This window comes from Pseudomonas sp. NPDC087598 (genome assembly GCF_044743525.1).
GTDB lineage: Bacteria > Pseudomonadota > Gammaproteobacteria > Pseudomonadales > Pseudomonadaceae > Aquipseudomonas.
In genome coordinates this window covers 1-25818 of sequence record NZ_JBIUWQ010000023.1, presented here as the reverse complement: position 1 = coordinate 25818, position 25818 = coordinate 1, and the positions used below count along the sequence as shown (strand labels likewise).

Annotated in this window: 18 protein-coding genes; 5 read left to right on the top strand and 13 right to left on the bottom strand. The window is 60.2% G+C overall.

All coding sequences use genetic code 11. The features are described from left to right. Positions 1–4: 4 nt before the first annotated feature. Positions 5–1813, top strand: coding sequence for a sodium-extruding oxaloacetate decarboxylase subunit alpha (gene oadA, locus ACIOWE_RS14710; RefSeq protein ID WP_201236243.1), 1809 nt, complete (start codon positions 5–7; stop codon positions 1811–1813). 199 nt (positions 1814–2012) lie between these two features. Here the strand turns inward: oadA and ACIOWE_RS14705 are convergent, their stop codons facing one another. Then, positions 2013–3626, bottom strand: a complete 1614-nt coding sequence (locus tag ACIOWE_RS14705) for an autotransporter outer membrane beta-barrel domain-containing protein (RefSeq protein WP_401392516.1) — start codon at positions 3624–3626, stop codon at positions 2013–2015. 384 nt (positions 3627–4010) lie between these two features. Here ACIOWE_RS14705 and ACIOWE_RS14700 point away from each other — a divergent pair, with 384 nt between their 5' ends. After that, entirely contained in the window at positions 4011–4190 is a 180-nt protein-coding gene (locus ACIOWE_RS14700) for a hypothetical protein (protein WP_401392513.1), read from the top strand. 272 nt (positions 4191–4462) lie between these two features. On the opposite strand, the gene ACIOWE_RS14695 is transcribed toward ACIOWE_RS14700, so the two are convergent. The 3 genes from ACIOWE_RS14695 to ACIOWE_RS14685 form a co-directional block, all read right to left on the bottom strand. Then, complete coding sequence (locus ACIOWE_RS14695; protein WP_401392510.1) at positions 4463–7420, bottom strand: autotransporter domain-containing protein; 2958 nt, start codon at positions 7418–7420, stop codon at positions 4463–4465. A gap of 86 nt (positions 7421–7506) precedes the next feature. After that, entirely contained in the window at positions 7507–8337 is an 831-nt protein-coding gene (locus ACIOWE_RS14690; protein ID WP_401392507.1) for an amino acid ABC transporter permease, read from the bottom strand. Continuing rightward, entirely contained in the window at positions 8334–9155 is an 822-nt protein-coding gene (locus ACIOWE_RS14685; protein WP_401392504.1) for an ABC transporter substrate-binding protein, read from the bottom strand. Before ACIOWE_RS14685 ends, ACIOWE_RS14690 begins: the two co-directional genes overlap by 4 nt. Positions 9156–9268: 113 nt before the next feature. On the opposite strand from ACIOWE_RS14685, the gene ACIOWE_RS14680 reads away from it, so the two are divergent. Next, positions 9269–10168, top strand: coding sequence for a homocysteine S-methyltransferase family protein (locus ACIOWE_RS14680; protein WP_401392501.1), 900 nt, complete (start codon positions 9269–9271; stop codon positions 10166–10168). 350 nt (positions 10169–10518) lie between these two features. Beyond that, positions 10519–10797: a helix-turn-helix domain-containing protein gene (locus tag ACIOWE_RS14675; RefSeq protein WP_401392499.1), complete on the top strand. Its 279-nt coding sequence runs from the start codon at positions 10519–10521 to the stop codon at positions 10795–10797. A gap of 86 nt (positions 10798–10883) precedes the next feature. On the opposite strand, the gene ACIOWE_RS14670 is transcribed toward ACIOWE_RS14675, so the two are convergent. The 3 genes from ACIOWE_RS14670 to ACIOWE_RS14660 are packed head-to-tail and all read right to left on the bottom strand — an operon-like array spanning position 10884 to position 12647. After that, complete coding sequence (locus tag ACIOWE_RS14670) at positions 10884–11555, bottom strand: GNAT family N-acetyltransferase (RefSeq protein WP_401392496.1); 672 nt, start codon at positions 11553–11555, stop codon at positions 10884–10886. A gap of 12 nt (positions 11556–11567) precedes the next feature. Further along, a complete protein-coding gene (locus tag ACIOWE_RS14665) occupies positions 11568–12014 on the bottom strand; it encodes a GNAT family N-acetyltransferase (RefSeq protein ID WP_401392493.1) in 447 nt (148 codons plus the stop codon). A 9-nt stretch (positions 12015–12023) separates the two neighbouring features. Further along, positions 12024–12647: an FMN-binding negative transcriptional regulator gene (locus ACIOWE_RS14660; RefSeq protein WP_401392490.1), complete on the bottom strand. Its 624-nt coding sequence runs from the start codon at positions 12645–12647 to the stop codon at positions 12024–12026. 92 nt (positions 12648–12739) lie between these two features. Here ACIOWE_RS14660 and ACIOWE_RS14655 point away from each other — a divergent pair, with 92 nt between their 5' ends. Beyond that, positions 12740–14317, top strand: coding sequence for a PLP-dependent aminotransferase family protein (locus ACIOWE_RS14655; RefSeq protein ID WP_401392487.1), 1578 nt, complete (start codon positions 12740–12742; stop codon positions 14315–14317). Here the strand turns inward: ACIOWE_RS14655 and ACIOWE_RS14650 are convergent. The 6 genes from ACIOWE_RS14650 to ACIOWE_RS14625 form a co-directional block, all read right to left on the bottom strand. Next, on the bottom strand, positions 14250–18848 hold the full coding sequence (locus ACIOWE_RS14650; RefSeq protein WP_401392484.1) for a hypothetical protein: 4599 nt from the start codon (positions 18846–18848) through the stop codon (positions 14250–14252). The two genes, ACIOWE_RS14655 and ACIOWE_RS14650, sit on opposite strands and share 68 nt — an antisense overlap. A gap of 143 nt (positions 18849–18991) precedes the next feature. Further along, on the bottom strand, positions 18992–20023 hold the full coding sequence (locus tag ACIOWE_RS14645) for a histone deacetylase family protein (protein ID WP_401392481.1): 1032 nt from the start codon (positions 20021–20023) through the stop codon (positions 18992–18994). A 164-nt stretch (positions 20024–20187) separates the two neighbouring features. Beyond that, positions 20188–22008: an ankyrin repeat domain-containing protein gene (locus ACIOWE_RS14640; protein WP_401392478.1), complete on the bottom strand. Its 1821-nt coding sequence runs from the start codon at positions 22006–22008 to the stop codon at positions 20188–20190. 132 nt (positions 22009–22140) lie between these two features. Beyond that, the gene (locus ACIOWE_RS14635) at positions 22141–23133 is read right to left on the bottom strand and encodes an AraC family transcriptional regulator (protein WP_401392475.1); all 993 of its coding nucleotides are present in this window, start codon (positions 23131–23133) and stop codon (positions 22141–22143) included. A 166-nt stretch (positions 23134–23299) separates the two neighbouring features. Beyond that, entirely contained in the window at positions 23300–24304 is a 1005-nt protein-coding gene (locus ACIOWE_RS14630) for an asparaginase (protein ID WP_401392472.1), read from the bottom strand. 169 nt (positions 24305–24473) lie between these two features. Next, on the bottom strand, positions 24474–25818 hold a 1345-nt coding region (locus tag ACIOWE_RS14625; RefSeq protein WP_401392469.1), incomplete at its 5' end, for an alanine/glycine:cation symporter family protein.

The window sequence follows — 25818 nt, the reverse complement described above, 5'->3', positions numbered from 1 at the left end:
AACAATGTCCAAGAAGATTTTTGTCACTGACACCATCCTGCGCGACGCTCACCAATCGCTGCTCGCCACCCGCATGCGCACCGAAGACATGCTGCCGATCTGCGACAAGCTCGACAAAGTCGGCTACTGGTCGCTGGAATGCTGGGGCGGCGCGACGTTCGATGCCTGCGTACGTTTTTTGAAAGAAGACCCGTGGGAACGTCTGCGCCAACTGCGCGCGGCGCTGCCTAACACCCGCTTGCAAATGCTTCTGCGCGGGCAGAACCTGTTGGGCTACCGCCACTACAGCGACGACGTGGTCAAAGCCTTCGTCGCCAAGGCTGCGGTCAATGGCATCGATGTGTTCCGCATCTTCGACGCGATGAACGACGTGCGTAACCTGCGCGTGGCCATCGAAGCGGTGAAAGCTGCTGGCAAACATGCCCAAGGTACCATCGCTTACACCACCAGCCCGGTGCACACCATCGACGCTTTTGTGGCTCAAGCCAAACAGATGGAAGCCATGGGTTGCGACTCGGTAGCGATCAAGGACATGGCCGGTTTGCTGACCCCATATGCCACCGGTGAACTGGTGCGTGCTTTGAAAGCCGAGCAGTCGCTGCCAGTGTTCATCCACTCCCACGACACCGCTGGCCTGGCGACCATGTGCCAGCTCAAGGCCATCGAAAACGGCGCCGACCACATCGATACCGCGATCTCCAGCTTCGCCTCCGGTACCAGCCACCCGGGCACCGAGTCGATGGTCGCGGCCCTTAAAGGCACCGAATACGACACCGGCCTCAATCTGGAACTGCTGCAGGAAATCGGCCTGTACTTTTACGCCGTGCGCAAGAAGTACCACCAGTTCGAAAGCGAGTTCACCGCCGTCGACACCCGAGTGCAAGTCAACCAGGTGCCGGGCGGGATGATCTCCAACCTCGCCAACCAGCTGAAAGAGCAGGGCGCGCTGAATCGCATGGGCGAAGTGCTGGCGGAAATCCCGCGCGTGCGTGAAGACCTTGGCTTCCCACCGCTGGTGACGCCGACTTCGCAGATCGTCGGCACTCAGGCGTTCTTCAACGTGCTGGCCGGCGAGCGCTACAAGACCATCACCAACGAAGTGAAGCTGTACTTGCAGGGCGGCTATGGCAAGGCGCCGGGCGTGGTCAACGAGAAACTGCGTCGTCAGGCGATCGGTAGCGAAGAAGTCATCGACGTGCGTCCGGCCGATCTGCTCAAGCCGGAAATGACCAAGCTGCGTGCCGATATCGGCGCCCTGGCCAAGTCGGAAGAAGACGTGCTGACGTTTGCCATGTTCCCGGACATCGGCCGCAAGTTCCTCGAAGAGCGTGCCGCCGGCACCCTCGTGCCTGAAGTGCTGCTGCCGATTCCCGAGGCTGGTGCTGTGGCGTCGGCGGGTGGCGAAGGTGTACCGACCGAGTTCGTCATTGACGTCCACGGTGAAACCTACCGCGTCGACATTACCGGTGTCGGTGTGAAGGCCGAAGGCAAGCGTCACTTCTACCTGTCCATCGATGGCATGCCGGAAGAAGTGGTGTTCGAACCGCTCAACGAATTCGTCAGCGGTGGCAGCAGCAAACGCAAACAGGCGTCCGCGCCGGGCCACGTCAGCACCACCATGCCGGGCAACATCGTTGATGTGCTGGTCAAGGAGGGCGACACCGTCAAGGCTGGCCAGGCTGTACTGATCACCGAAGCGATGAAGATGGAAACCGAAGTCCAGGCCGCCATTGCCGGCAAGGTCACGGCCATCCACGTCGCTAAAGGCGACCGGGTGAATCCGGGCGAAATCCTGATCGAGATCGAAGGCTGAGATAACAGCCGCGATCAAACGCTTTAAACCTCGGGGGAGCATGGTGCTCCCCTTTTTTTTTGCCTGGGTTTTCCGATTAACGCTGTCCCCCTGTGGGAGGGGGCTTGCTCGCGAATGCGGTCTATCGGTCAAAGAACATGTCGACTGACACTCCCTCTTCGCGAGCAGGCTCGCTCCCACAGTGACGGTGTTCAGATCATCAGAACGCCATTCGCCACTGGCCCATCACACTGTGAGTACGACTTTCCGTGCCGAAGTCAGCGGCGACACCCAGCCCTACGGTGTGATTTGCAGACAGGCCGAAGTCGAGGCCTGCATCGACGCCCAGGCTGTTGCGATCCAGCGCCGTACCGGCCACTTCGAAACGCTTGCCACCCTTGACCAATTGCTGCCGTGTATCGATGTCGAGCTCGCCGAAGGTGTGTTTCCAGCCGGCACTGAGTCGCGGCGTCAGATTCATGCCGTTGTCCAGGCGAGTGATTTTCGCCGTGCGCAGACCGAAGGTGCTGCTGAGGTTGTCGCGGGTTTGCCCAAAGACTTTCAGTGCCGCATCCCCACCTTTTTCGCTGTAGCTGTCGCGTTGATAGCGCTGATAGCCGAGGCTGGCGAAGGGCTCCAGTGTCACGTTGTTACGACCGAGATTGAAGCCCAGTTCGGCAAAGGCTTGCTGGGTGTTCGCGTCGTAGTCGCCCTTGAGACGGTCGCTGAAACCCTTGAACGCCACCCGACGTTTGCTGCTGCCGTCGTGGCTGGCATAGGTCGCCCCCAAACGCAGTGCCAGCGGTCCGTCCTGACGCACGGCGTAGGCACCGAGGTGCCAACTGTCGAGGTCGCCGTCGTACTGACGGGCATCGAGTCGGGTCTGCGATTTGCCGCCCAGCAGGCCGACATGCCATTGCTCATCGAGCCGCCAGTCAGCGCCCATGACCAGACCTTGAGTGGCATGTTTCAGAGTGCTGTCGAACTCGCGATCGACCTTGCCGCCATGGCCGAGTGCCTGTACCCAGACGCGACCGGAATCTGCACCGCCAGCGGCCTGACGAGGTGAGTTACCCGAGCCGTGGGCGGGGCCGGTGCGGTTATCCAGTTGGCGCATGGCTGAGAGCATGCTGGTGCTCACGGGTGTGATACTACTCAGCGTGGCTTTGGCGAGGTTGGCGTTGCTGCCGGCGGCGAGTTGTTCGATGGCGATGGGGGCGGATGTTTTGCTGCTGTTCACAAGGGCACGAACGGCGGTGTTGATAGTTGCAGCCTTCGGTGTATCAACGCTGCGGGCCAAGGCCTGACCTTGGGTGGATGTTGCCACTTGTGCGAGTGGTATGTCGTTGCGCTGATAGGTCAGTGCGACGGCAGTTTCGGTGTAAGAAAGCGTCGGCGTCATGAACGCCAGGTTGGTACTGACTCTTGCAAATTCACCGTCGATTTTGCCAGCACGCAAAACCGGACGTACTGTGCTGTCGGCGTATTCGCCGGGGGTACCGTAAACAACGAGATCGGCATTTCCCAGTGTGGCGGTACCGTCAACCAAAATGGCATCAGAGAACTTGTCAGGGGTTACTGCGTAGGAAACTGTCGCCCCTTCACCTAACGTCAGATTGCCGTTGATTTTTGGCGATCCAAGGCCGGGGTTGGCGATCAGGAAACCCTCTACGTGCAGGTTTTTGACATCACCGGATCCGCCGTAAACGGCATTTGCGTCAACGTAAGCATCACCTTTGATCGAACCGTTGTTGATCAGGCCAGCGCTCGTTTTAACCTCGGCACTACCGTTGAAATCATGGCGCAGTTGCCAGTTTCCTCGAGCGACTCGCATGCCTTCAAAGTTGGCTGTTTCACCAATTTCGCCTCCCTCGGAGGCGTTCAAGAGCAAGGCGTTGGTGCCTGCGCCACCGTCTAGCCGGCCTGCCCACCGGTCACCGTTGTTGATAACTAGCAGGTCGTCCCCGTCCCCGAGTTTTAATGCGCCGTCGCTGTTTTGGAATGCTTCCGAGAGGGATGTGAGCTGCGTGGTATAGGCATTCTGAAAATCGTCGAACGGGTTTTCATCTGTCTCGGCAATTGCGGTTTCGCCAGCGGCTGGCTCGGGGAATTCGAGAGCTTCATAGAATGCATCATCGAACGTAACAACGGCTTTGGCTGGTTGTGTCCCTGGCGACTGGGTTGTCGAGTCCTCACTCGGCTCTGTCGAAGGGGAGGAATGTTCCAGCGCGCCGATAAAGTCCGGGATCGCAAAGATATCCTCGATAGGCTCGAAATCATCAATGGTTGCCTCGGATATGACTGGCGCAGCAGGAGCAACCGCTTTGGGTTTTTTACGCGGTTTGCTTCCTTCCGCGGCGGCAACAATAACCGGGTCATCTGCATTCTGAGCGACTGAGGTCTCTACGCCACAAACAGTAAGCGCAATGGCCAGAGCCAGGTATTTCGGTTTGAATTTGTGTTGAGCGGGCATCAAGAAAGGCCTCTGTTGACAGGAGACCCCACTCTATTGATGCACCGAAATTTCCGATGTCGGCTACTTCCCGCAGCCTTGCAGGCGACGTCGGATCGTTTTGTAGAAAATCGCCTCGGTGGTACGAACCGGTGCTTTTACTCGGCTGCACCGATCCCTTTTCCTACAACCAACCCGGACCTCGCCGGCTATTCAAATCAAAAACTCATCTGCCACTGCCCAATCAATCCATGATTGCGACTGTTGCTGCCGATCTCGCCGCTATAGCCCACGCCCAGCGTATGCCGTGCCGAAATACCCACATCCAGCCCGGCTTCCAGCACCAGACTGTCGCGATCCAGTGAGCTGCCATCAACGCTGAACGCCGTGCCACCGACCACAAACGCCTGACGCGTCGAACTGCTGACATCACCATAGGTGTGCTTCCAGCCGGCGGCCATGCGCGGTGTCACGCTCATGCCATTGTCCAGGCTGCTCAGGTGCGCCAGACGCAAGCCGAAGGTGCTGCTGAAGTTGTCCTGGGTCTGGCTGTCGACTTGCAGCGCCGCCGCGCCACCCTTTTCCCGATAGCTGTCGCGGTGGTAGCGCTGGTAGCCGAGGTTGGCGAAAGGTTCGGCACTGAGACGCCCGCTGCCCATGGCGTAACCGAGTTCGGCGAAGGCTTGCTGGCTGTCGGCGTCGTAATCGCCTTTCGGACGATCGCTGAAACCATTGAAGGCGACGGTGCGTTTGCTCTCGCCCTGATGGCCGCTGTAGGCCGCGCCGAGACGCACAGACATCGGGCCGTTTTGATGCAATGCATAAACGCCTGCGTGCCAGCTCTCGACGTTGCCATCGACGCCGGTAGCGTCCAGATCGGTTTTCGAATAACCGCCGAGCACGCCCAGTCGCCATTGCGGATTGAGTGACCAGTCGGCGCCGAGCACGCTGCCCTTGGTACGTTGTTCCAGGCCGCTGTTGCCGTGTTCGCCGTCGAGCTTGCCGTAGCCGCCGATAGCTTGCAGCCAGAGTCGGCCGCGAGCGTTTGGATCGTTCAGATTGCGGGCGGCGGACGGTACGCCGTTCGCTGCCAACACGGGGGTATCGCGCTGATCGAGGCCGACCATCAACCCCGTGCTGCCGCCCATTTGCTGCATGGCCGAGAGCATGCTGCTGCCTACCTGACTGCTGGCGCCGAGGGTGGCGCTGGTCAGGTTGGCATTGCTGGCGCCGACCAGCTGCTCGATCGCTGCACCGGCCGTGCTTTGGGTGGTGTTGAGCAGGGCGTTGTAGAGCGCGTTGTTCTTGCCCATCGAGGCCAGACTGTTGGCGGCCTTGCCGCCGTTGCCGGTGGCGGCGAAATCATTGAAAGCCACGTCGTTGCGTGTGTAGGTCAGATCGACTTGGGTCGGCGTATAGGCCAGTGTCGGCGTTAGAAACGCGTAGTCACTGGTGACTTTGCCGAAGGTGCCGTTGACCTGCGCGGCTTGCAACACGGTGTAATGGCTCTGCCACGGATAGGTGCCGCTGCCGGGATTCACCGCCAGGGTCGCGCCATTGAGATTGGCCGTGCCGCCGATCTGCACCGGCGCGCTGCTGCCGTCGGCATTGACGCCGTAGGCGAGGGTGGCGCTGCTGCCCATGTTCAGGTCATGCATAACCGATACGCGACCGAGGCTTGTGTCGGTACGCAATGTGCCGTTGATGTTGAGGTTGCCCACCGATCCGCCACCGGCATATACACCGCCGGCATCCACTGTCAGGTTGCCAGCGATACCACCCTGGTTGATCAGCGTCGCGCCGTTGCGCACTGCGCCGCCGTCGCTGAAATCGCCATTGCCGGTCAGCGTCCACGCACCTTGGCTGACTTCCAGCCATTCGAAGTTGCGGCTCTCGCCGAAGCTGCCGCCCGCCGCATCGTCCATCACCACCCGGTCATAACCGCTGCCGCCGTCCACGGCGCCGACGAAGCGGCTGCCATTGCGCAAGGTCAGACTGTCGTTGCCGCTACCCAGATCCAGTGCCAGGCCATTGCTGCCGCTGATGGTGCCGCCGTTGACGACGACGTCGGCGAACTCGCCGACGAACTTCACGCCGAAACCGTCGAGGCCTTGAATCGTGCCGAAGTTTTCCAGCGTGGTCGCCGCCAACCCGGAACCGCCGCTGCCGTCATCGACCAGAATTGCACTGTTGGCGCCGCTGATCAGCGCGCCGCTGGCGTTGCGAATGTAGCCGCCGCCGAGGGCAATGCCTTCGCTGCCATTGGCGAAACCGCCCTTGTCGACACCGCCGGCGCCTACACCTTGAATCGTGCCGTAGTTTTCGATGTGGGCGATCTTGTCGATGTCCACACCATCGCCGTCACCGTTCGCCTGCAAGCCCGAATAGGCGCCGGTGATGGTGCCGTGGTTGATCACCGTGCCGTCACCGTCGGAGCCGAAACCCGAGCCGTTTCTGCCGGTGATCTGCCCATAGTTGACCAGCGTCGCGCCGAGGTCGGTGGTGATGCCGTGACGACCGCCGGAAATCACCCCATAGTTGGTCACACTGACGCCGCTTGCAGAGTCGATGTCGATGCCGTCGAACTTCTCGTCGGCATTGTGCGAGTCGCCCGTGGAGATCTCGCCGTAGTTGGTAATCGTCGCGTTGGCGCCGGTCTTCATGCCGTCGCTGGCATCGCCGCGAATCAAGCCGCCTTCGCGGTTGATGATCGTGGTTTTCACGCCGTCGCTGCGCAACGCATCCAGATCCAGCCCTTGGCCGGTGGTCGAACGAATGATGCCGCTGTTATCGATCAACAGGCTGCCGCTGACGAAGTTGCTGTCGATGCGCAGAGCGTCATTGGCGCCGAGAATCTGCCCGCCACTGCGGTTGTAGATGGCGTAGTTGCGCGCTTGGGTCAGGTCGCCACTGCTGTCGATGGCGCGGCCACCGGTGGAGATGATTTTGCCGGCGTTATCAATCACCACCCCGGCACCGCTGGTCTTGTCCTTCAGGCTCACGGTCTTGCCGCTGTTGGTGATGCTGCCCGGCGCCGAAATCGTCAACGTATCGCTGCCACCGAGGGTTTGCGACGCCGTGGTGGCGGTGTCGATCTGTACGGTTTTACCGTGAGCGGCGGTGGCCGAGATCAACAGGGCAATGGCGAGCGAAAGACGTTGGGGCGAGAACGGCATGAGCGGAAGGCCTTTTTGTTATAAGCGGGCCGTCCTGTATAGCGATGGGTTTTTACAGAATGATGTCTGTTGCGTTGCGGTTCACCTTAGGAGCGGCGTACGTAAGCCTTGCCGTAATGCCGTTCCATCCGCGCCTGAATCAGTTCCAGACCGATCGACATCAGCCAGTAAATGATCGCCGCCGTCGTCAGCATCTCGATGTAGCGATAGTTTGAGCGTCCGTAGGACTGCGCCAGAAACATCACTTCCCAAACGCCCATCACCGAAATCAGCGATGAATCCTTGAGCATCGAAATGAACTGGTTGGTCGTGGGCGGGATGATCGTGCGCATTGCCTGGGGCAGGGTGATGCGCCACAGAATGACCGAGTCGCGCATGCCCAGCGCCAGTGAAGCTTCTCGCTGGCCGTAGGGAACGCCAAGAATCCCGGCGCGAAAAATCTCGCTGAGATAGGCGCCATAGTTCAGCGACAAGGCGATGATCCCGGCGACGATCGCGCCGGGCACGATGCCCAGTTGCGGCAAACCGAGGTAGATCAGCAGGATCTGAATCAGCAGTGGCGTGCCGCGAAAGAACGAGGCGTAGAAACTGGCGATGCCGAACGCCACCGCGCTTTTCGACAGTCGTGCCAAGGCGGTAACGAAGCCCAGCAATGACGAAGCGACAATCGAGCACACACACAGAAACAGGGTCAGCGCCGCGCCTTGTAGAAAGCCATTGGGTGCGAGTTTGAGGCCGACAAGATTGGGCAGTTTGTCGAGGATGATCGAGAACTTCAGGTCGAAGCTCAGGAAGAACCCGGCGAACAGACAGAACATCGCCGCCCATGTCAGGTACAGCCGCGTACGAAAACCGAAGAATCGGCGCAGCGGTGATTCAGTCACCGCTGGTTTTGGAGGTGTCGGGAAAGAAGTCATTGACTGATATCGGCGCCGATCCATTTTTGCGACAGCTTGCTCAAGGTGCCGTCCTGTTTAAGTTGCGCAAACACCTCGCGCACTTTGGCGTCCCATTGCGCATCGCCCTTTTCGATGGCAACGGAGTTCGGCTCCGAGTACAGCGCCGCGCCGGCCAGTTTGAAGCGCTGGTCTTCGTTCAGGCGTGGCTGCGCGGTGACTAGGTTGGTAAGGATTGCATCCAGGCGCACCCCAGCGCCCAGGCCCAAGTCCTGGAACGCGACGTTGTCGGTATCGTACGGGGCGATCTGCACGTCTTCGAACGGGTACTGCAACTGCGTGTCTTCAGCGCCTTCGATGACCAGACTCTTGTTCAGGTAGCTTTCATAACTGGAAGCGCTGGTGAGACCGATTTTCTTGCCGCTCAGATCCTTGGCGCCGTGGATGCGATCGTCCTTGGCGTTGACCACGATCACAGCGGGCGAGGCGTAGTACTCGACCGGGAAATCGAACACTTCGGCGCGGGCCTTGCTCGGGGTCATCGAGCAGATACAGATGTCGTATCGCCCGCTCCAGCGGCCGGCAGCGATGACGTCCCAGGACGGCGTTTCGAGGCGCAGCTTGACCCCGAGTTTGTCTGCCACGGCTTTGGCGACATCGACGTCGAAGCCGTCGAGCTGATTCTGATCGTTGAGAAACGAGAACGGCGGATAGCTTTCCATCAGCACGCCGACCAGCTCTTTTTTCTGCTCGACACGATCCAGTGTGGTGCCGCCGAAGGCTTGGGTGGAAGCGGCCAGAACTGTCAGGCCCAAGGCCAATAGCGGTTGAAATTTCACAGTCGATCCCTGAACAAAAAAGAGGTTGTTATTAACCGAATGGTGCGTATTAAATAGTTATAAGAACGACTCTGATAGTGAGTTATTTTCATAAGCATATGAGTGAAAAGCATATGGGCGCAGGAAGCACGATTATTCTCGATGGCGGCATGGGCCGTGAGTTGCAACGCGCCGGGGCGCCATTCCGCCAGCCGGAGTGGTCGGCGCTGGCGCTCAGCGAAGCACCGCAAGCGGTCGAAGCGGTACATGCCGCGTACATCGCCAGTGGCGCCAATGTGATCACCAGCAACAGTTACGCGGTGGTGCCGTTCCACATTGGCGAAGAACGTTTCGCCGCTGAAGGGCAAGCGCTGGCGGCGTTGGCCGGTGAGCTGGCGCGGCGTGCGGTGAAGGCGTCAGGCAAAGCCGTACAGGTCGCGGGTTCGTTACCGCCGCTGTTCGGTTCGTATCGTCCGGATCTGTTCGAGGCTGGCCGAGTGACAGAGTTGCTGGCGCCATTGGTCAATGGCCTGGCCCCCCACGTTGATCTATGGCTGGCGGAAACCCAGAGCTCGATCATCGAAGCACGCGCCATCCACGCAGGGCTGCCGCAGGACGGCAAGCCGTTCTGGTTGTCGTTTACCTTGAAGGATGAAGACACCGACGAAGTGCCGCGTTTGCGCTCCGGCGAGCCGGTTGCAGAGGCGGCGGCTGCGGCGGCTGAGTTGGGCGTCGAGACGCTGCTGTTCAATTGCAGTCAGCCGGAAGTGATCGGCGCGGCGATTGATGCGGCGCGCGACACCTTCGAACGTCTGGGGGTGAGGATTCACATTGGCGCCTATGCCAATGCGTTTCCACCGCAGCCAAAAGAAGCGACGGCCAATGACGGACTCGACCCGTTGCGTGACGATCTCGATCCGCCGGGTTATCTGCATTGGGCGATTGATTGGCAGCAGCGTGGCGCGAGTCACCTAGGCGGTTGCTGCGGGATCGGACCGGAGCACATTGCGGTGCTTGCGCAGAAACTCGCTTAAGCGAAGATCAAAAGATCGCAGCCTGCGGCAGCTCCTGCATAAGGCAAATGTAGGAGCTGTCGCAGGCTGCGATCTTTTGCTTTTAGAAGTGGGATGGACGTTACATTCCAGCGTGGACGGATGACTCGCGGTTGTAAGCGAGTCGTTATGCTCAGCGGCTTTTACAAAATGATGTCAAACATCCATCCGCATTACTTTGTGTTTGCCCCAGAATAGACCGTGGCATATCTGCATTTTGTTGCAGATATTTTGGCCTGACTCGTCAAAAAAATGCACTTTATTGCATCTTCGAACCATCCGGGGATTCACCTGAGAAATCTGGAGCAACGCTTGAAAGAGTGGGACCTGAAATGAGCCTGACCGTTGCCGAGCGCACGCTGCTCATCGAAAACATTCAAGAAGCATCGGCCCAGGGAACGCTTGAGATCGGTGAGGCCGTTCGCCGCCTGCGCGTAGAAGTGACGGGCCTGCATCAGACCCAGTTTGCGAAGATGTGCAAAATCTCGGTTCGAACCCTGGTGCACATCGAGCACGGCGAAGGCAATCAGACGCTGAAGTCGCTGAACGCCGTGTTTCGTCCGTTTGGGATGAAGATGGGCGTTGTGCGGATTCGGCGAGATATCAGTTAAAGATCAACAGATCGCAGCCTGCGGCAGCTCCTGCATTTAACTTGAGTAGGAGCTGCCGCAGGCTGCGATCTTTTGCTGTTAACGATTCAGGCGCGGCACTCGACCAAGCCTTTCACCTGTCCGGTCGGCGTCTGGTTGGCATCACTCAACCACTGCTCGAACCCTGCCGCAATCGCCGGCCATTCCGAATCCAGAATCGAGTACCACGCCGTATCGCGGTTCTGGCCTTTGACCACCATGTGCTGGCGGAACACGCCTTCAAAACTGAAGCCCAGGCGTTCGGCCGCGTATTTGGAGCGGGCGTTGCCGTTGTTGCACTTCCATTCGAGGCGCCGGTAGCCCAGCTCGAAGGAGTGCCTGGCCAGCAGGTAAACCGCCTCGGTGCTTTTCGGCGAGCGTTGCATCGGTGCGCCGAAGGTGACGTGGCCGATTTCGATGCGACCCTGGGCCGGGACGATCGACATCAGGCTGAGGATGCCTTGCACCTGGCCGCTGGCGCGGTCGATGACGCTGAAGAAATACGGATCGCTGCTCGCCGCGTGATTGTTCAGCCAGTCATTGAACACACTGCGCTCGGGGAACGGGCCGTAGGGCAAGTAATCCCAGAGTTTCGGATCGGCGCCCGGACCCTCGAGTGCGGCGAACAGCCCATCGCCGTGACGCGTCGGGTCGAGTCGTTCCAGGCGGATGAAGCGTCCTTCAAGCAGGGTGGCGGTGGGGGCGGGGACACCTTTCCAGTCGGCCGGTGAAATGCTCATGCGTGCCTCTCCTTAAATGGCTTTGCGAAACTGGATGAAGCCCGGGCGCTCGGCGATGCGCTCGTAGAGCTGGATCGCGGTGGCGTTGCTTTCGTGGGTCAGCCAATGGACTTTGCAGCAACCGTCAGCCTTGGCGGTGACGTAGACGTGTTCGATCAGTTGGCGACCGACACCCGTGCCGCGGGTGTGCTCCGTGACCAGCAGGTCTTGCAGGTAGCAGGAGTTTTCGATGCTCCAGTTCGAGCGATGGTAGATGTAATGCACCATGCCCACAGCCTTGCCGTCAGCCCACGCCAATGCCGCGTGGGTCGGCTCGCTCGGGTCGAGGAAACGCTGCCAGGTGCTGTGCGTGACGGCGTCCGGCAATTCGGTGTTGTAGAAGCGCAGGTAGGCCTGCCACAACGGCAACCACGCGGCGTGGTCGTCGGCGCTGACCTGACGGATCTCGATCTGACTCATGGGCTTTCCTTAACGCATCAATTGGGCAAGGGTTTGGTCGTTGATGTCGGGGCTGGCGGCCAGACCTTCGCGCACGCCGGCAATATCTTCGGCGCTGCGGTTCTGGCTGAGCTTGCGCTTGCCTTCCAGCCGGTCGATGGGAATGGCGAAACCGACGATGGCCTTGAGCATGCCGTCGATGTAGTCGGCGGGGGCGTCGTCGACCTTCCACGGTTGCGCGCGGCCCGCTTCATGGCGGTCGGTGAGGGTGCTGACGATGTCGAGCAGTCGCCCGCCGTCGCTGAAGGTTTCCGCGTGACCGTAGGCGTGCACAGCGATGTAGTTCCAGGTCGGCACGACTTTGCCGTGTTCGGCCTTGCTCGGGTAAAAGCCCGGGCTGACGTAGGCGTCGGGGCCGGCAAAAATCAGCATGGCTTCGGCGCCGTCGCGCAGGTCTTTCCACTGTGGATTGGCCTTGGCCAGATGCCCGTACAGCGTGCCGTACTCACCTTGCTCGCAATGCAGCAGCACCGGTACATGACTGGCCTGCAGACCGTTTTCACCGTGGGTCACCAGAATGGCGAGGCGGGTGGCGAGGATCAGTTCGTGGAGTTGCGACAACTCGTCGATGGCAAAGGGGCGCGGCGTGTACATGGAGATATTTTCCTTGGCGAATGTCTGCATCGTAGGCAGGCTATTGGTCTGTTGTAAGAGCCATTGATGACCAATTTCATAGGTCCATTGCCATGCCTGATTCGTCCACGTTGTCCATGCCCTTCAATCCGGCCGGTATCGAGCTTGATCGCCGTCAGGGCCTGACGCGTCAGCTCTATCAGGCGTTGCGCTTGCGCGTGCTCGACGGCCGTCTGGCCAGCGGTACACGTTTGCCGGCCAGTCGGGATCTGGCGCTGGCTTTGGGTATTTCCCGCAACAGCGTGGTGCGAGCCTACGATCAGTTGTATGCCGAAGGCTTTATCGAAGGAAAGGTTGGCGATGGCACCTACGTCGCTCAATTACCGCAAACCGCGTCTTCCGCCAAAAAACTATCCACAAAAGTATCCACAGGGTTTTCAACAGGCTTACCCACAGCCTTATCCACAAATTGGCTGGATTTACCTGTTGATCCATCCAGCAAAGTTATCCACAGCGAACCATTGAGTCGGGTCAAGAACAACCATTTGGCTCGTCCTCCAAGTGGGCCGCCACGGGCATTTCGAGTGGGTGTGCCGGCTTTTGATCTGTTCCCGTTTGACGTCTGGGCCAAGCTCAACGCGGCTTTCTGGCGCAAACCGGATCTTCAGCAATTGTGCTACGGCGATCCTGCCGGCGATGCGCGCTTGCGCAGCCTGATTGCGGCTTATTTGCGCAGCTCACGCGGTTTGCAGTGCTCGGCTGAACAAATTGTGATCACCAGTGGCGCGCAACAAGGCATCAGCCTTTGTGCACAGCTGTTGGTGGAGCCGGGCGATGGCGTTGGCATCGAAAATCCCGGTTACCGCGCGGCGGGTCATGCCTTCGCTGTGGCGGGTGGTCGCTTGCACGGTATCGCGGTGGATGAAGAGGGCATGGATTGCGCAGCGCTGTCGGCGGCCGGTGATTGTCGCGTGGCCTATGTGACGCCCTCCCATCAATACCCGACAGGGGTGGTGATGAGTCTGGCGCGGCGTCTGGAATTGCTCGCCTGGGCCGAACGTAGCCAAGGCTGGATCGTCGAGGACGATTACGATGGCGAGTACCGCTACACCGGCGCGCCATTGGCACCTTTGGCCGCCCTCGATCGCCAGGGACGGGTGTTGTATGTCGGCACTTTCGGCAAAGTCGCCTTCCCGGCGTTGCGCCTTGGTTATCTGGTGTTGCCACCGGGGCTGGTGGAAGCTTTCTCGCAACGCCGGGCGGTGGACGTCCGGCATTCCGAGGTGAGTACGCAAGCGGTGATGGCCGAGTTCATGGCCGCCGGGCATTTTCAGCGGCATATCCGGCGCATGCGCCGGGCCGCGCTCAGCCGTCGCAATGCCTTGCTCGACGGTTGGCCGGCGGACATTGCCGGCGTCGGCAAACTGCCGGCAGTGTCAGCAGGATTGCACCTGACCGTGCCCGTGGAGAGCATCGCCCGCGAGCAGCAACTGATTGAACAGGCTGCTCGTGTAGACGTGGAAATCAACGGATTGAGCCATTACTGGCTGCCCGATTCCTCGATCGCTCCAGATCAGCGCGCCGGTCTGGTACTGGGCTTTGCCGCTGTGCCTGAGCCGGCGATCAATGCGGCGCTGATGCGCCTGCGTCAGGCGTGGCAGGTGGGAAAAACAACTCTTCGGCCAATTTAAGCGACATCCCGCTGCGATGAATGGCAATGAGTTCCTGATTGTTCAGGTTATGCATTTCGTAGGCACCACCAAGGTGCCGCTGCTCAAGGGTTTTCATATGGCGCGCCTTTGACGCAGTGACCGGGTCTTTAGCGTTGTCATAGTGAAGGTGCGCGTACCACAACGCTGTACCGGTTCTGGCGTCGCTGACTTCATATTCATCGAGAAAGTCATTGGCCCGCCCCTTGAACCGACGGCGGAGACCGATTTTGGCGATTTTCACTTCTCCGATGTTTTTCAACCATTGCACGTGGGCGGCCGTCGGCGGCTGTTGCTTGATCAGGGTAATACGCGTTTTGCGGCCCTTTTTGTCGAGGGCTGCCGCTGCGCTGTCGAGTGCGTCCACCAACTCGGATGCCACGCGATCTGCCGGCTCATTGCTGGCGATCAAGGCCTGGTCGATTGCCTCTCTGGCGCTGCGCAGACTCACGGCGTGTACTTGATAAAGGGCTTCAGCCTCGGCGGGTATGCGTTTGGCACGTTTGACGTGGCCTTCGGTTCGTCTGTGGAACGCTGGCAGGTCGTCGATCAAGGCTTGTCCCGCTGCAAGGCTGTTGTTCAGATTCGGCCTGGATTTGGTCGGGGACGGTTTCGGTGTGATGCGCTCGACCCACTCCCCGGGCGTTTTTTCGTGAAACGTGGCGATGAGTCTGCCCGAAACTTTTGCTCGCACCTCCACCAGGTCAGTGTCCTGGCCATCGGTACTTTTGCGGACTTCACCGACAAGCGTGCCTTTGTAGCGGGTCTTGATGATTTTTCTGCCGGAACCGGCCCAGGGGCGGGAAGGGCCGGGCTTCGGCCCGAGCAGAATCTGGTCGCGCAACAGGTTTCCCAGGCGGTTTATCGTGGCTTCGCTGAATTCGTTGATCCGCTTGCGCACCTGCGCCAAACGCTCGGGCTGGTAGTGCTTGGGATATTCGACGAGCAGATCGACGAAGCGCTGGTCGATGGCGGTAAATTGCTCGGCCAGATTGCTGGTGGCTTCTATCCGTTCGGCGAGGTTGTCCAGGCTTTCATCAGTGCTCAGGTCCATCGAGCTCTGAATGTTCAGGGCGGCATCTTCGATGACGTTCTCCAGCGCTACTCTAGCCTCAGTCGCCCTGTCTGGCGGGACAGCCTTTAGACAGAGTTTCTGCCCCAGGCTGATCTCGAGCATTTTCAGGTCGTTGATTTCATAGGCGGGGAGCTTGGTCTGGTAATTACGTTGGGTCTCGACCCCCTCTTTGCCAAGCATTTTCAGCTCATCGAAGCGCGTGTGGGCGAACTCCAGTTTCGCAATGAACTTGCCGGTCAGCCCATTCAGTTTTTCGAAGGCCGCGACGTGATCGGCCTGCGACGTCACTTTGTTCTCGAACAGATTCATCGTCGTGGTCAGGGTACTGCCGTACTCGCCATTGCGTTCGAGAAACCAGGAGTGACACAGAAACATCTGCATGGTCAGCCGGTCGATCATGGCCGTACGGTAGTTGGGTATCGGCTCCGCCAGATTCAGGGCCTTGAGCTTGTCAATGTGGACCGTGTATTGGCTGAGCTGCGCTTCAATGGTGTCGAGGTACTCCTTGCGTATCGCTTCGACTTTTTCCGGCAGTGCCTCAAGCAACGCGGTATGAAAGTCGGCCAGTGTGTCCTGCTTGGGTTTCATCGTCACATCGAAGGCGCTGATGTCGCTCTTCAACTGAGTCAGCCTCTGTTGTTTTTCCAGGCGTGCTTGCGCGATGCGGCTGCGCAGGGCGCCTCCGCGCAGACGCAGGCGTAAATCGACGACCCATTGCCCGCTCGCCGTGCGGGTCAGCAAGGGCCCTGTACGTGCGGGCACTTGATGCGAATCGATGATTTGCACATCGCCGTTGTCGTTGAATTGCACTTCGAACCAGCGCTTGCCGACGGGCGCGTACCATTTTTCTTGGTGAGCGTAGAGGTGCTGGTGCTGACCCTCGGTGGCCGCTGCGCCGAGCCCTTTGGGTTTTATGGTTTTCAGGCTGTCGAGGAGTGACTCAAGACCGGGACGTGAGCGCCCTAGTGCCGCGCTCGCATTGAGCGAGGTGTCATGACCGACTGGCAGTTCGAGGCTGGTAACGTCCTGCATGCGCACGGGTTTGATGGCTTCGGGAACGACTTTTGGCGTCAACTGTTCTGCCGTTTCCGACACGGTGCCGGTCTTGCGCCGCGTTGCCTTGCCGACGGCGGCGCGATGGGCCAGCACCATGCCGAGCGCCAGCAGGATATCCGCCAATGCCGTCCAGGCGATCTTGCCGCTCTGCTGGTTTTCGCTATCGCTGATCTCTTGCAGGTCGTCCATGATTTGCCAGATCCAGGCGGCGGTACTGACGCCACGGCCAAGAAACGGCAGGGCGGCGTTGAACAGCATCCAGCCGCCGCGTTTTACCGTGGCCCAGCGCGCCTCGGCATTCGAGACCGTCTGGCGATCAGCCTGAGTGAGGAGGGCGGCAACGTTGGCCTTGTGCAGCGTCTCGACGATATCGCCGGTGATTGCGCTGGTGTGAAGCTTGACCACCCCGAGCATGTCGATGGCGCTGACCGGATTGACCACGGTCTGTGGAATGACCCACACCGACGGCATCTTGGCCGGGAATACGTACTGGCTGTAATTGAAACGAACATCATCCGGCAACCAGGCGAGCACCGATTCGCGCAGCAGTCGCGAGTGCTTGATCGCATAAAGCAGATTGGTGCGACTCGGATACTGAATCAGCGGTTTTTCGAACAGCGGTCGATAGAGCAGGTAGGGACCCTTGTCGGACTGACGCGGGCCGATGACAAACATGTTGACCACGGTGTCGGCCCTTGAGCTGATGCGGTGGGCATTGAACGCCAGCGGACTGATGATGATTTCCTGCCCGTCGACCAAGCGACCCTCGGCGCTGTCACTCAGGGCGGCCAGGAGGTAGCGATAACCTTGTTCATCAATGCCGGCCTCGCCACGGATCTTGTGTTGCAGCGCCAGCATCGGCAGTTCGATCGGCAACTGGCGGATATACAACTTCTGCAGGGCTGCGGCCTGGACGTTATCGTCGACCAGAAGCTTTTTCAGGTACGCCGGATAGGTCTTGCCGATGTTTACGGTGGTGACCAGTTTTTCCACGTAGGTCACGGTGAGCCAGTCCGGCAAAGCGCTGCCATCCCGATAGCGTACGGTCTTGTTGCCCAGCGGCAACCCTTCGAGGTTTTGCAGGGTCAGTTCGCTCAGCGACAACGTCTGGTTGTCGCTATTGAACGGCAAGACAAACGTGCCCCAGACCTCCAGGCTGGTGATGCTGATTTCGATCTCGTCGATTTTTACCTCGCCGGCCTTGGGGTGATCGGTGAGGATCTGTCGGGTCAACGCATCGCGGGTAAAAGTGTCGAGATTGTCGACCTCGCTTTGAAACGACTTACCGGCGTTCTGGTGTTGCACCACAGTCAGGTCCAGCAGGTGTCGGCTGAAGCCGGTCTGATCGGCTGCATTCGCGTTGTCGAGCCAGGGCGGCAGCATCGGCTGGAGACGGTCGACGTGCGGTTTGAGGCGTGGCGCCGGCTCTGAGTGATCGCCGCCCGTGCCGTTTTGCGGGAAGAGGTTGTTGAGGGTCGAGCCTTGAAAGAAGTTGATTTCGCCGAGGGCGTCGGCCTCCAGAGCGATCAGCGTGCAAGCCTGTTGATCGAAAAAATTGCCGTCGGGCTCGAACAGCCGCCAGTGCAGGCCACCGGCGGCGGTGTTCTCTCGATACCGACGCGGCAGGGCACTCCCAAGCTCCTCCATCGAATCGAAACGCCGGAAGCCATTCACCAGCGAATGCGTAACGATCAGCGTGCGCTTCTCGTGGATGCCGACCAGCACGGCGGTATCGAGAACGTGCAGGTGAGTGTGCTTTTCACCGTTGCCCTGATCCAGGTCGATCAGGCACGCGCGGGTTTTGTATTTGTCTGCGGACAGCCGTTGCTGTTTGTCGGGGTGACGGAAAACCGCGTGGGCCATGGCTAGCTGATGCTCGTCCCAGCCCAGGCTCTCGTCGACATTCCACAGGTTGTGCAAAGCATCCGACAGTTGATACCAGCGCGGCTGTGCGAGCGACGTGTGCTGATTCCAGTACTCAACCTGTTGTTCGCGGTACGCCACGAACAGCAGCGGCGCGAGTTCGTTGAGCAGGCTGGCGAGCGCGTCGACTTCCACGGGTAACTGGATCGCTGACTCACTGCCGGGATGCAGGGTCAGAAACTGTTCATCGTCCAGATACGTGACGGTGGTACCGGACAGGCCGAGCCGCACCAGCACGTCGGTCAGGGATTCGACCTGATTGCCGCCGCGAACGACACGGTCGTCTTTGACGATCCAGGTCGGGGTCACGACCATGGCCTGTTGCGGATCGATATCCAGATTCGGATACAGGGTTTTCAGCGCGGGGCGCAGCGCCTGGGTGGCGACTTCCCGCAGCGAGGGGCCGGTCACCAGTTGCGTCAGTACATCAACGGCGCTGGGCAAGGAGATTTCGGGCATGGGCAATTCCTGCTCTGACAAGGGCGGCGCGCTAAATGGCGCCGGGTCAGGGCAAGGTAAAAGTCGCGTGCCGGCGGTGTGCGGTACATACAGCTTGCAGGCAAAAAAAGACCCGCAGTTGCGGGTCTCTGGCGACGGGCTGATTATTGGGCGCTTTCGAAGCCCTCAAGCACGTTCACCGCATTGATACCGATCTCCTCCACTGCATAACCGCCCTCCATGACAAACAGCGTGGGTTTGCCAAGGGCGGCGATGCGTTTGCCCATTGCCAGATAGTCCGGGCTGTCGAGTTTGAATTGCGAGATCGGATCGTCCTTGAACGTGTCGACACCGAGCGAGACGACAATGATGTCGGCGCCGTAGCGGTCGATCTGGTTGCAGGCCTGATCCAGCGCTGCGCTCCAGACATTCCAGCCCGACCCGGCCGGCAGCGGATAGTTGAAATTGAACCCTTCACCGGCACCTTCGCCGTGCTCATCGTCATAGCCGAGAAAGAACGGGAACTCCGCTTCCGGGTGGCCGTGGATCGAAGTGAACAACACGTCGCTGCGCTCATAGAAAATCGACTGCGTGCCGTTGCCGTGGTGATAGTCGACGTCGAGGATCGCGACCTTTTTGTGGCCCTGATCGAGAAATGCCTGCGCAGCAATGGCAGCGTTGTTGAGGTAGCAATAACCGCCCATCAAATCGCTGGCCGCGTGATGTCCCGGTGGTCGGCACAAGGCAAAGGCACTGTGTGCGCCATGCTGAATGGCCGCTTGCGCGGTCAGCGCGACCTGCGCTGCGCTGTACGCCGCTTGCCAGGTGCCGGTGGTGATCGGCGCACCACCGTCGAAGCTGTAGTAACCGAGTTGGCCATGCAGGCTGGTCGGTTTGATCGCGCGCAAGGTGCGCGCCGGCCAGGTGTAGGGCAGCAGATCGCCGTCGGTGTTGAATTCGGTCCAGCGTTGCCACGCCCCTTTGAAAAAGTCGAGGTAGTCGCGGCTGTGGATGCGGGCGATCGGCTCAAGGCCAAAATCCTTCGGTGCCTCGACCGGGCCCAGATGCTGGTTCTGCACGCGTTGCAGCACATGATCGGCGCGCGACGGCATCTCGAAACACGGTTTGAGCTGGCCATCGATCAATTCGCAGCGGCCATGGTGCAGGTGGTGATCGTCCGAGTAGATCGTCAGCATTTGTTGTTCTCCGCAGGGCTGATTCGGTTGTGCCCAGTGTTGCGGCGCAAAGCGATTCGGAGAACGGCAGGAAAGGCCAAAAGGGGATTGATCTGGCCAAAAAGTCTGACCGCAAATCGCCCCATCACAGACCAAGGCGCCCCTCGGTGGGGCGCCATACGGATTCAGGGACGACTGGCGGTTTTATCCGGCGCGGCTTGATGGCGGTCAAGCGCCTCCAGCCAATCCGGTCGCTCGCGTTGTTCAAGCACCTTGCGCAACTTGCTGTAGGCATCCTCGCTGCAATCATTTCCCAGCGTCGGGTCGGCGCCTTTTTCCAGCATCAGTGTGAACAGCCCGAACATTTGCTGATGGTCGAGTTCCTTGTCGATGTTGCCTCTTGGGGCTTGGCTCGCCAGCAGATAGAGCACCGAGTCCAGGCGATCACCCTTGTAGCAACGTCCGGAAGGATAGAGAAAATTCAGCTGCGCGCCGGCGTCGACCAGACGTTTTGCCGCCGGATAGTTGTTGCGGTAAATCGCTTCGTACAGCGCGGTTCGCTGTTCCTTGCTTTGCCGCAAATCGAGGTTCTGCGGGTGCTGGAACAGCCAGTTGAACACCTCGTCATCCTTAGTCGATGCGCGCTGCATCAGCAGGGTCTCGCCCCGCGCATCGGGTTCGTCGATGGCGGCCCCGGCGTTGAGCAGGAACTGCGTGCGCTGGCCTTGCTGTGGATCCTTGTCGGTCTTGAGATCCTTGTTGAGTGCCTGCATCACCAGCGGTTCGTTGCCGTTGATGCCGTGGGTTTCGGCGCCACGTTCGAGCAGCAGGCGGGCGATGGCGAAGTTCGGTGCATCCAGTGCGTGCAACAAGGCGCTGCGGCCGTCCTCGCCGAGGGTTTTGGCTTGCAGGCCGCTGTCGAGCAACTGCCGCACGCGCGGCTCGTCCTGATTGTCGACGGCCTCGATCAATGGCCATTGGGCCTGGCACGCTTGAGGCTCGGCCTGGCTGAGGCCCAACCGTTGCACCACGCGCTCGGGCACGCTCAGGTTGCGTTGCAGGCGCAGGCCGCAATAGATCCGGTAATACTCCAGCGCCATGGCGTATTGGGTGGTGTAGGCAGGCGCTTTTTCATAGCCTTGCCAGGCCTGATCCGCGAGGTTCAAATACACCGGAATACGTTGCGGGGCGCGACGCACTACCTCCAGCAGCCATTGCCGGGAGCCTTCATCCGGTGTCAGTTCGCTTTTCCAGAACGCAATGTCGTTGAGCTGGCCGATGAATTCTTTCTGGTCAGCACCGATCCGGCGAAAGTCCTGATTCAAAAACAGCTCATCGACTTTCTTCAGCCCCGGGCCTTTGTCGCTGGCCTGGCTCAGTTGCCGATGCAGGTCCCACAGTTGCAGGGCGCCGTCGCCGGCAACGTAAGGTTGTGGATCGACCTCAATGCTCAGCGGAGCGTCGGGTACGTTGTAACGCATGGCGTCCCGGGCACCTTCGACACCTTTGAGCCAGGTGTCGAGCACTGTGGCCGGGGTGTCCTGCAACGGCTGGAACGACAGCAGGTGATCGTTGCGGATCCGGCCTAGCGCCAGCAGCGGCGTGCCGGGTGCGCGCCAATCGATCAGCAGGTAGCGCTTGGTTTCCCAGCCACTGCTTTTGACGCAGTCGAACGTCAGCGTATCGACCACGATGCCGGGTGCGATATCGGTGCGACTGGCGGACGAACCCAGATTCAAGTACTGGAAGTCAGTAATGCAGCTGCGAAACTCGTCGGCGGTGAGCAGCGGAATCGGCCCGAGTTTTTGCGTGCGTTCGCGGTAGTCCTGATCGCGATAGACGTTCAGGTAGAACAGACCGCGAAAGCCACTGAGCAACCCCACTAACGGCGTCGGTGTTTCGGCAGCAGTGGGCATCGGAATGATGGTGCGAGCGTACTCGGGCGTGTCGACCAGCGCTTTGGGCGGCAGCCCCCACCAGTTCAGCTCAATGGCATGGGCAGCCATGGGCAGGTTGATCAGAACAGCGAATAGGATACGTTGTGCGCAGTTACGAAAAAGGGCCATCGAGCAAAAACACCGGCGACAGAATCAGGCCGCGTAATGTAGTGCAGTCCTCGACGCAGTGCCTGATTTATCTCAAGGCCTGAACTGACTGGGCGCCACGCCACTCCAGCGCACAAAGGCATGGCGGAAACTCGCGGTTTCGCTGAAGCCCAGTGTCTCGGCGATGCGGTAGATCGGCAGTTGCTCCTCACACAGCATCTGCTTGGCGCGCTCGAAACGCAGTTCATCGAGCAATTCTTGATAGCTGCTGCCCATGTCCTTGAGATGCCGGCGCAAGGTGCGCGGTGAGCATTTCATCTGCTGAGCCAGGCCTTCCAGCCCCGGCGCGGCGTTCAACTGCGCGCTGAGCAATTGACGAATCCGTCCCAGCCAGGCCTGACGCCCGGTGAACTCCAGATTCTGTTTGCGGCAACGTTCGGCCATCGCTTGATGGGTGATGCTGTCGGCCAGCGGCAGCGGTTGATCGAGCCAGTGCCGGTCGAAGGCGAAAGCGTTGTCCTTGGCGGCAAAGTGCAGCGGGCTGGCGAAGTGTTCGGCGTAGCTGGCGCGGTAGTCCGGTGCTGCGTGTTCGAACCGTGTGGCCAGCAACGGCAGCGGATGACCGAGCAAGTCATCGCAGATGACTTTCAGCGAAACGAGGCAGAACTCGGCATTGAACACCGCCATCGCCGGGCTCTCGCGATAGTCGGCGGCGACAAACCAGACACGCTCGCCGTCCTCTTCCAGACTCAGTTCGAAAAGTGTTCCCAGCAGCGCCGGATAACGGATCGCCAGGCGCAAAGCGTCACCGAAGGTGGCACAGGTGAGCAATGCGTAACCGAGGATTCCGTAGCAGGAAACGTGCATGCGCCGGCCCAGTTCGAGACCGATGTCGCGCTTGAGCGCGACCGCGTTGGCACAGACCTGCATCTCCTGATTGGTGGTGATGCGCGTATCGGCCCGGGCCAGATCCGCCGCACTTATGCCGCTGCCCGTGAGCAAGGCGTCACTGGACAGGCCCTGATCCTTGAAGGTGTTGAGCACCAAAGAGACGGCGTTGAGGGTGGTGAGGTGGGAGTGCAGCATAGGATCTTCCAGCCTTGGGATGACTGGAACGCAGCAAGTTACATGCCGGACGAAACTCCCTTGTAGGAGTGAGCCTGCTCGCGATTACGGTCTGGCAGCCAACATCAATGTTGAATGAAAGATTGCCATCGCGAGCAGGCTCACTCCTACAGGGTCGTGTGGTGTGTCAGATCAGTTCGCCGCAGAGGTCGAGTTCGATCAGTCGACGGACTTCGTCTGTCGCCAAGCCGGCACCGAGCAGCGCATTCAATTTGCCGAACGCCGCCTCACGGGTCATGCCGCCACCGGACAACACGCCAACGCCACGCAGACGGCTGCCAGCCTCATACACATCCAGCTCGACGCCACCTTCATGGCACTGCGTGACCGCCACCACCACCACGCCGTTATCCCGCGCGCGACCGAGGCTGGCCAGAAACTCAGGGTTGTCGCTCGGGCCGGTGCCGCTGCCGTAACACTCCAGCACCAGACCCTGAATGCCGCTGTCGAGCAAGCCGTCGAGGACCTCGGCGCCAATGCCGGGAAACAGTGGCAGTACGGCGACCTTGGCCAGTTGCTTGGGTTGGTTGTAGTTCAGCGCAGCCGGAATCGACGATGCTTTCACGCCGCCGCCCTGACGCTCCAGACGCTTGAACGGATGGCGACCGAAGCTGCGCACTTTCGCGCAACGGGTCGGCGCCAGCAGTTCGCCGTGGAAGTACAAGTGCACGCCCGGTGCCAGGCCTTGGCCGAGAGCAACCAGCGCACCACCGAGATTTTCCCAGGCATCGCTGTCAGTGACGCCCGCCGGCAGCATGGAACCGGTGAAGCACACGCGAGCATTCAGCCCCAGCAACTGGAAGCTCATCGCTGCAGCGCTGTAGGCCAGGGTGTCGGTGCCGTGCAGGATCAACACGCTGTCGCAGCCTTGCACATCCACGGCGTCGACCACTGCTTCACGCAGTTGCTGCCAATAGGCCGGGGTCATGTTGGCGCTGTCGATCAGCGGCGACATTTCGCGAAAGCGCCACTGCGGCACGATCAGTTCTGGCTGGCTGTGCAGGTACTCGCGCATCCGCGCTTCGAAACCGGACGCCGGGGCCAGGCCATTGGCGCTGGCCTGCATACCGATGGTGCCACCGGTGTAGAGCACCATGACGTTTTGGGCGGCGGGGTAAGAATTGGCAATCATCTGAGGTCTCCACAAGAGATGACACTGTAGGAGCGAGCCTGCTCGCGATAGCGGTTCATCATTCAACAGGGATGTTGGCTGAAAGCCAGCGACCACAACAGGCTCGCTCCTACAAGTTATTGCATCACAATAACTGACGGGCGCAGGGGATGCGCCCGTCATTCATCTGTCAGCGTTGCGCTGCAGGCACGCCTTGCGGCTCGGCTTCAGTCTTGCCAGCGGCGGCCGGCTGAGTGGTCGGCCAGGCCTTCAGGTCCAGATCCAGATCAGTAAATTTGCTGGAGTCGAACACAGGCTGCTTGACGCCGGCGCGGCGCTGATCGTCGTAGTCGCGCATCACACGCATGCCGACCTTGAACAGCATGGCCAGGGCCACCAGGTTGACGAAGGCCAGGCAGGTCATGGTGATGTCGGCGAAGGCGAACACGGTCGAAAGGTCCTGCATCGAACCCCATACCACCAGCGCCAGCACCAGACCGCGGAATACCATCAGCGCAGCGCGATTGCGGGTGAGGAACTGCAAGCTGTTCTCGCCCAGGTAGTAGTTGTAGAGGATGCAAGTGAAGACGAACAGTGACAGCGCGACGCTGACGAACATGCGACCCCAGTCACCGACCACGGCGGCCAGCGAGTTCTGGGTCAGGACGATGCCGTCACCTTCGAAGCCCGGGGTGTAGAAACCCGACAGCAGGATCAGCAGCGCGGTGCAGGTGCAGATCACGAAGGTGTCGAGGAACACGCTGAAGGCCTGGACCACGCCTTGGGCGCCCGGGTGCTTCACGGCAGCCACGGCGGCGACGTTCGGCGCACTGCCCAGACCCGCTTCGTTGGCGAACACGCCACGCTTCACGCCCATGACGATGGCGCTGCCGAGCAGGCCGCCAAAGGCCGGGTCGAGACCGAAGGCGCTCTTGAAGATGGTTTCCAGCATGGCTGGCACGTGTTCGATCTGAGTGCCGATCACGTACAGGGTCACGCCGATATAGGCCAGGGTCTTGATCGGTACTAGCAGGTCGGACACCGAAGCGATGCGCTTGATGCCGCCGATGAAGGTGATGGCCAGCAACACCGCCAGGACGATACCGGTGTGTTGTGGGTTGAAGGCAAAGGCGTTCTGCAGCGAATGGGTCACGGTGTAGGACTGCAGGCCAATGAAGGCGAAGCCGTAGGTGACCAGTAGCAGGATCGAGAACACTACCGCCATGCCTTTCAGTTTCAGGCCGTGCTGGATGTAGTAGGCCGGGCCACCACGGTACAGGCCATCACCTTCGGCGCGCTTGTAGACCTGGGCCAGGGTGCATTCGAAGAAGCTGCTGGACATGCCGACCAGTGCGGTCACCCACATCCAGAACACCGCACCCGGACCACCAAGGGTCACGGCGATGCCGACACCGGCGATGTTGCCTGCACCGACACGGCCGGCAAGGCTGAGCATCAGGGCCTGGAACGAGCTGAGTTGCCCGGCGCTGCCTGTGAGGCTGTCGCGGAACACTGCGAAACGGTGGACGAAGTGG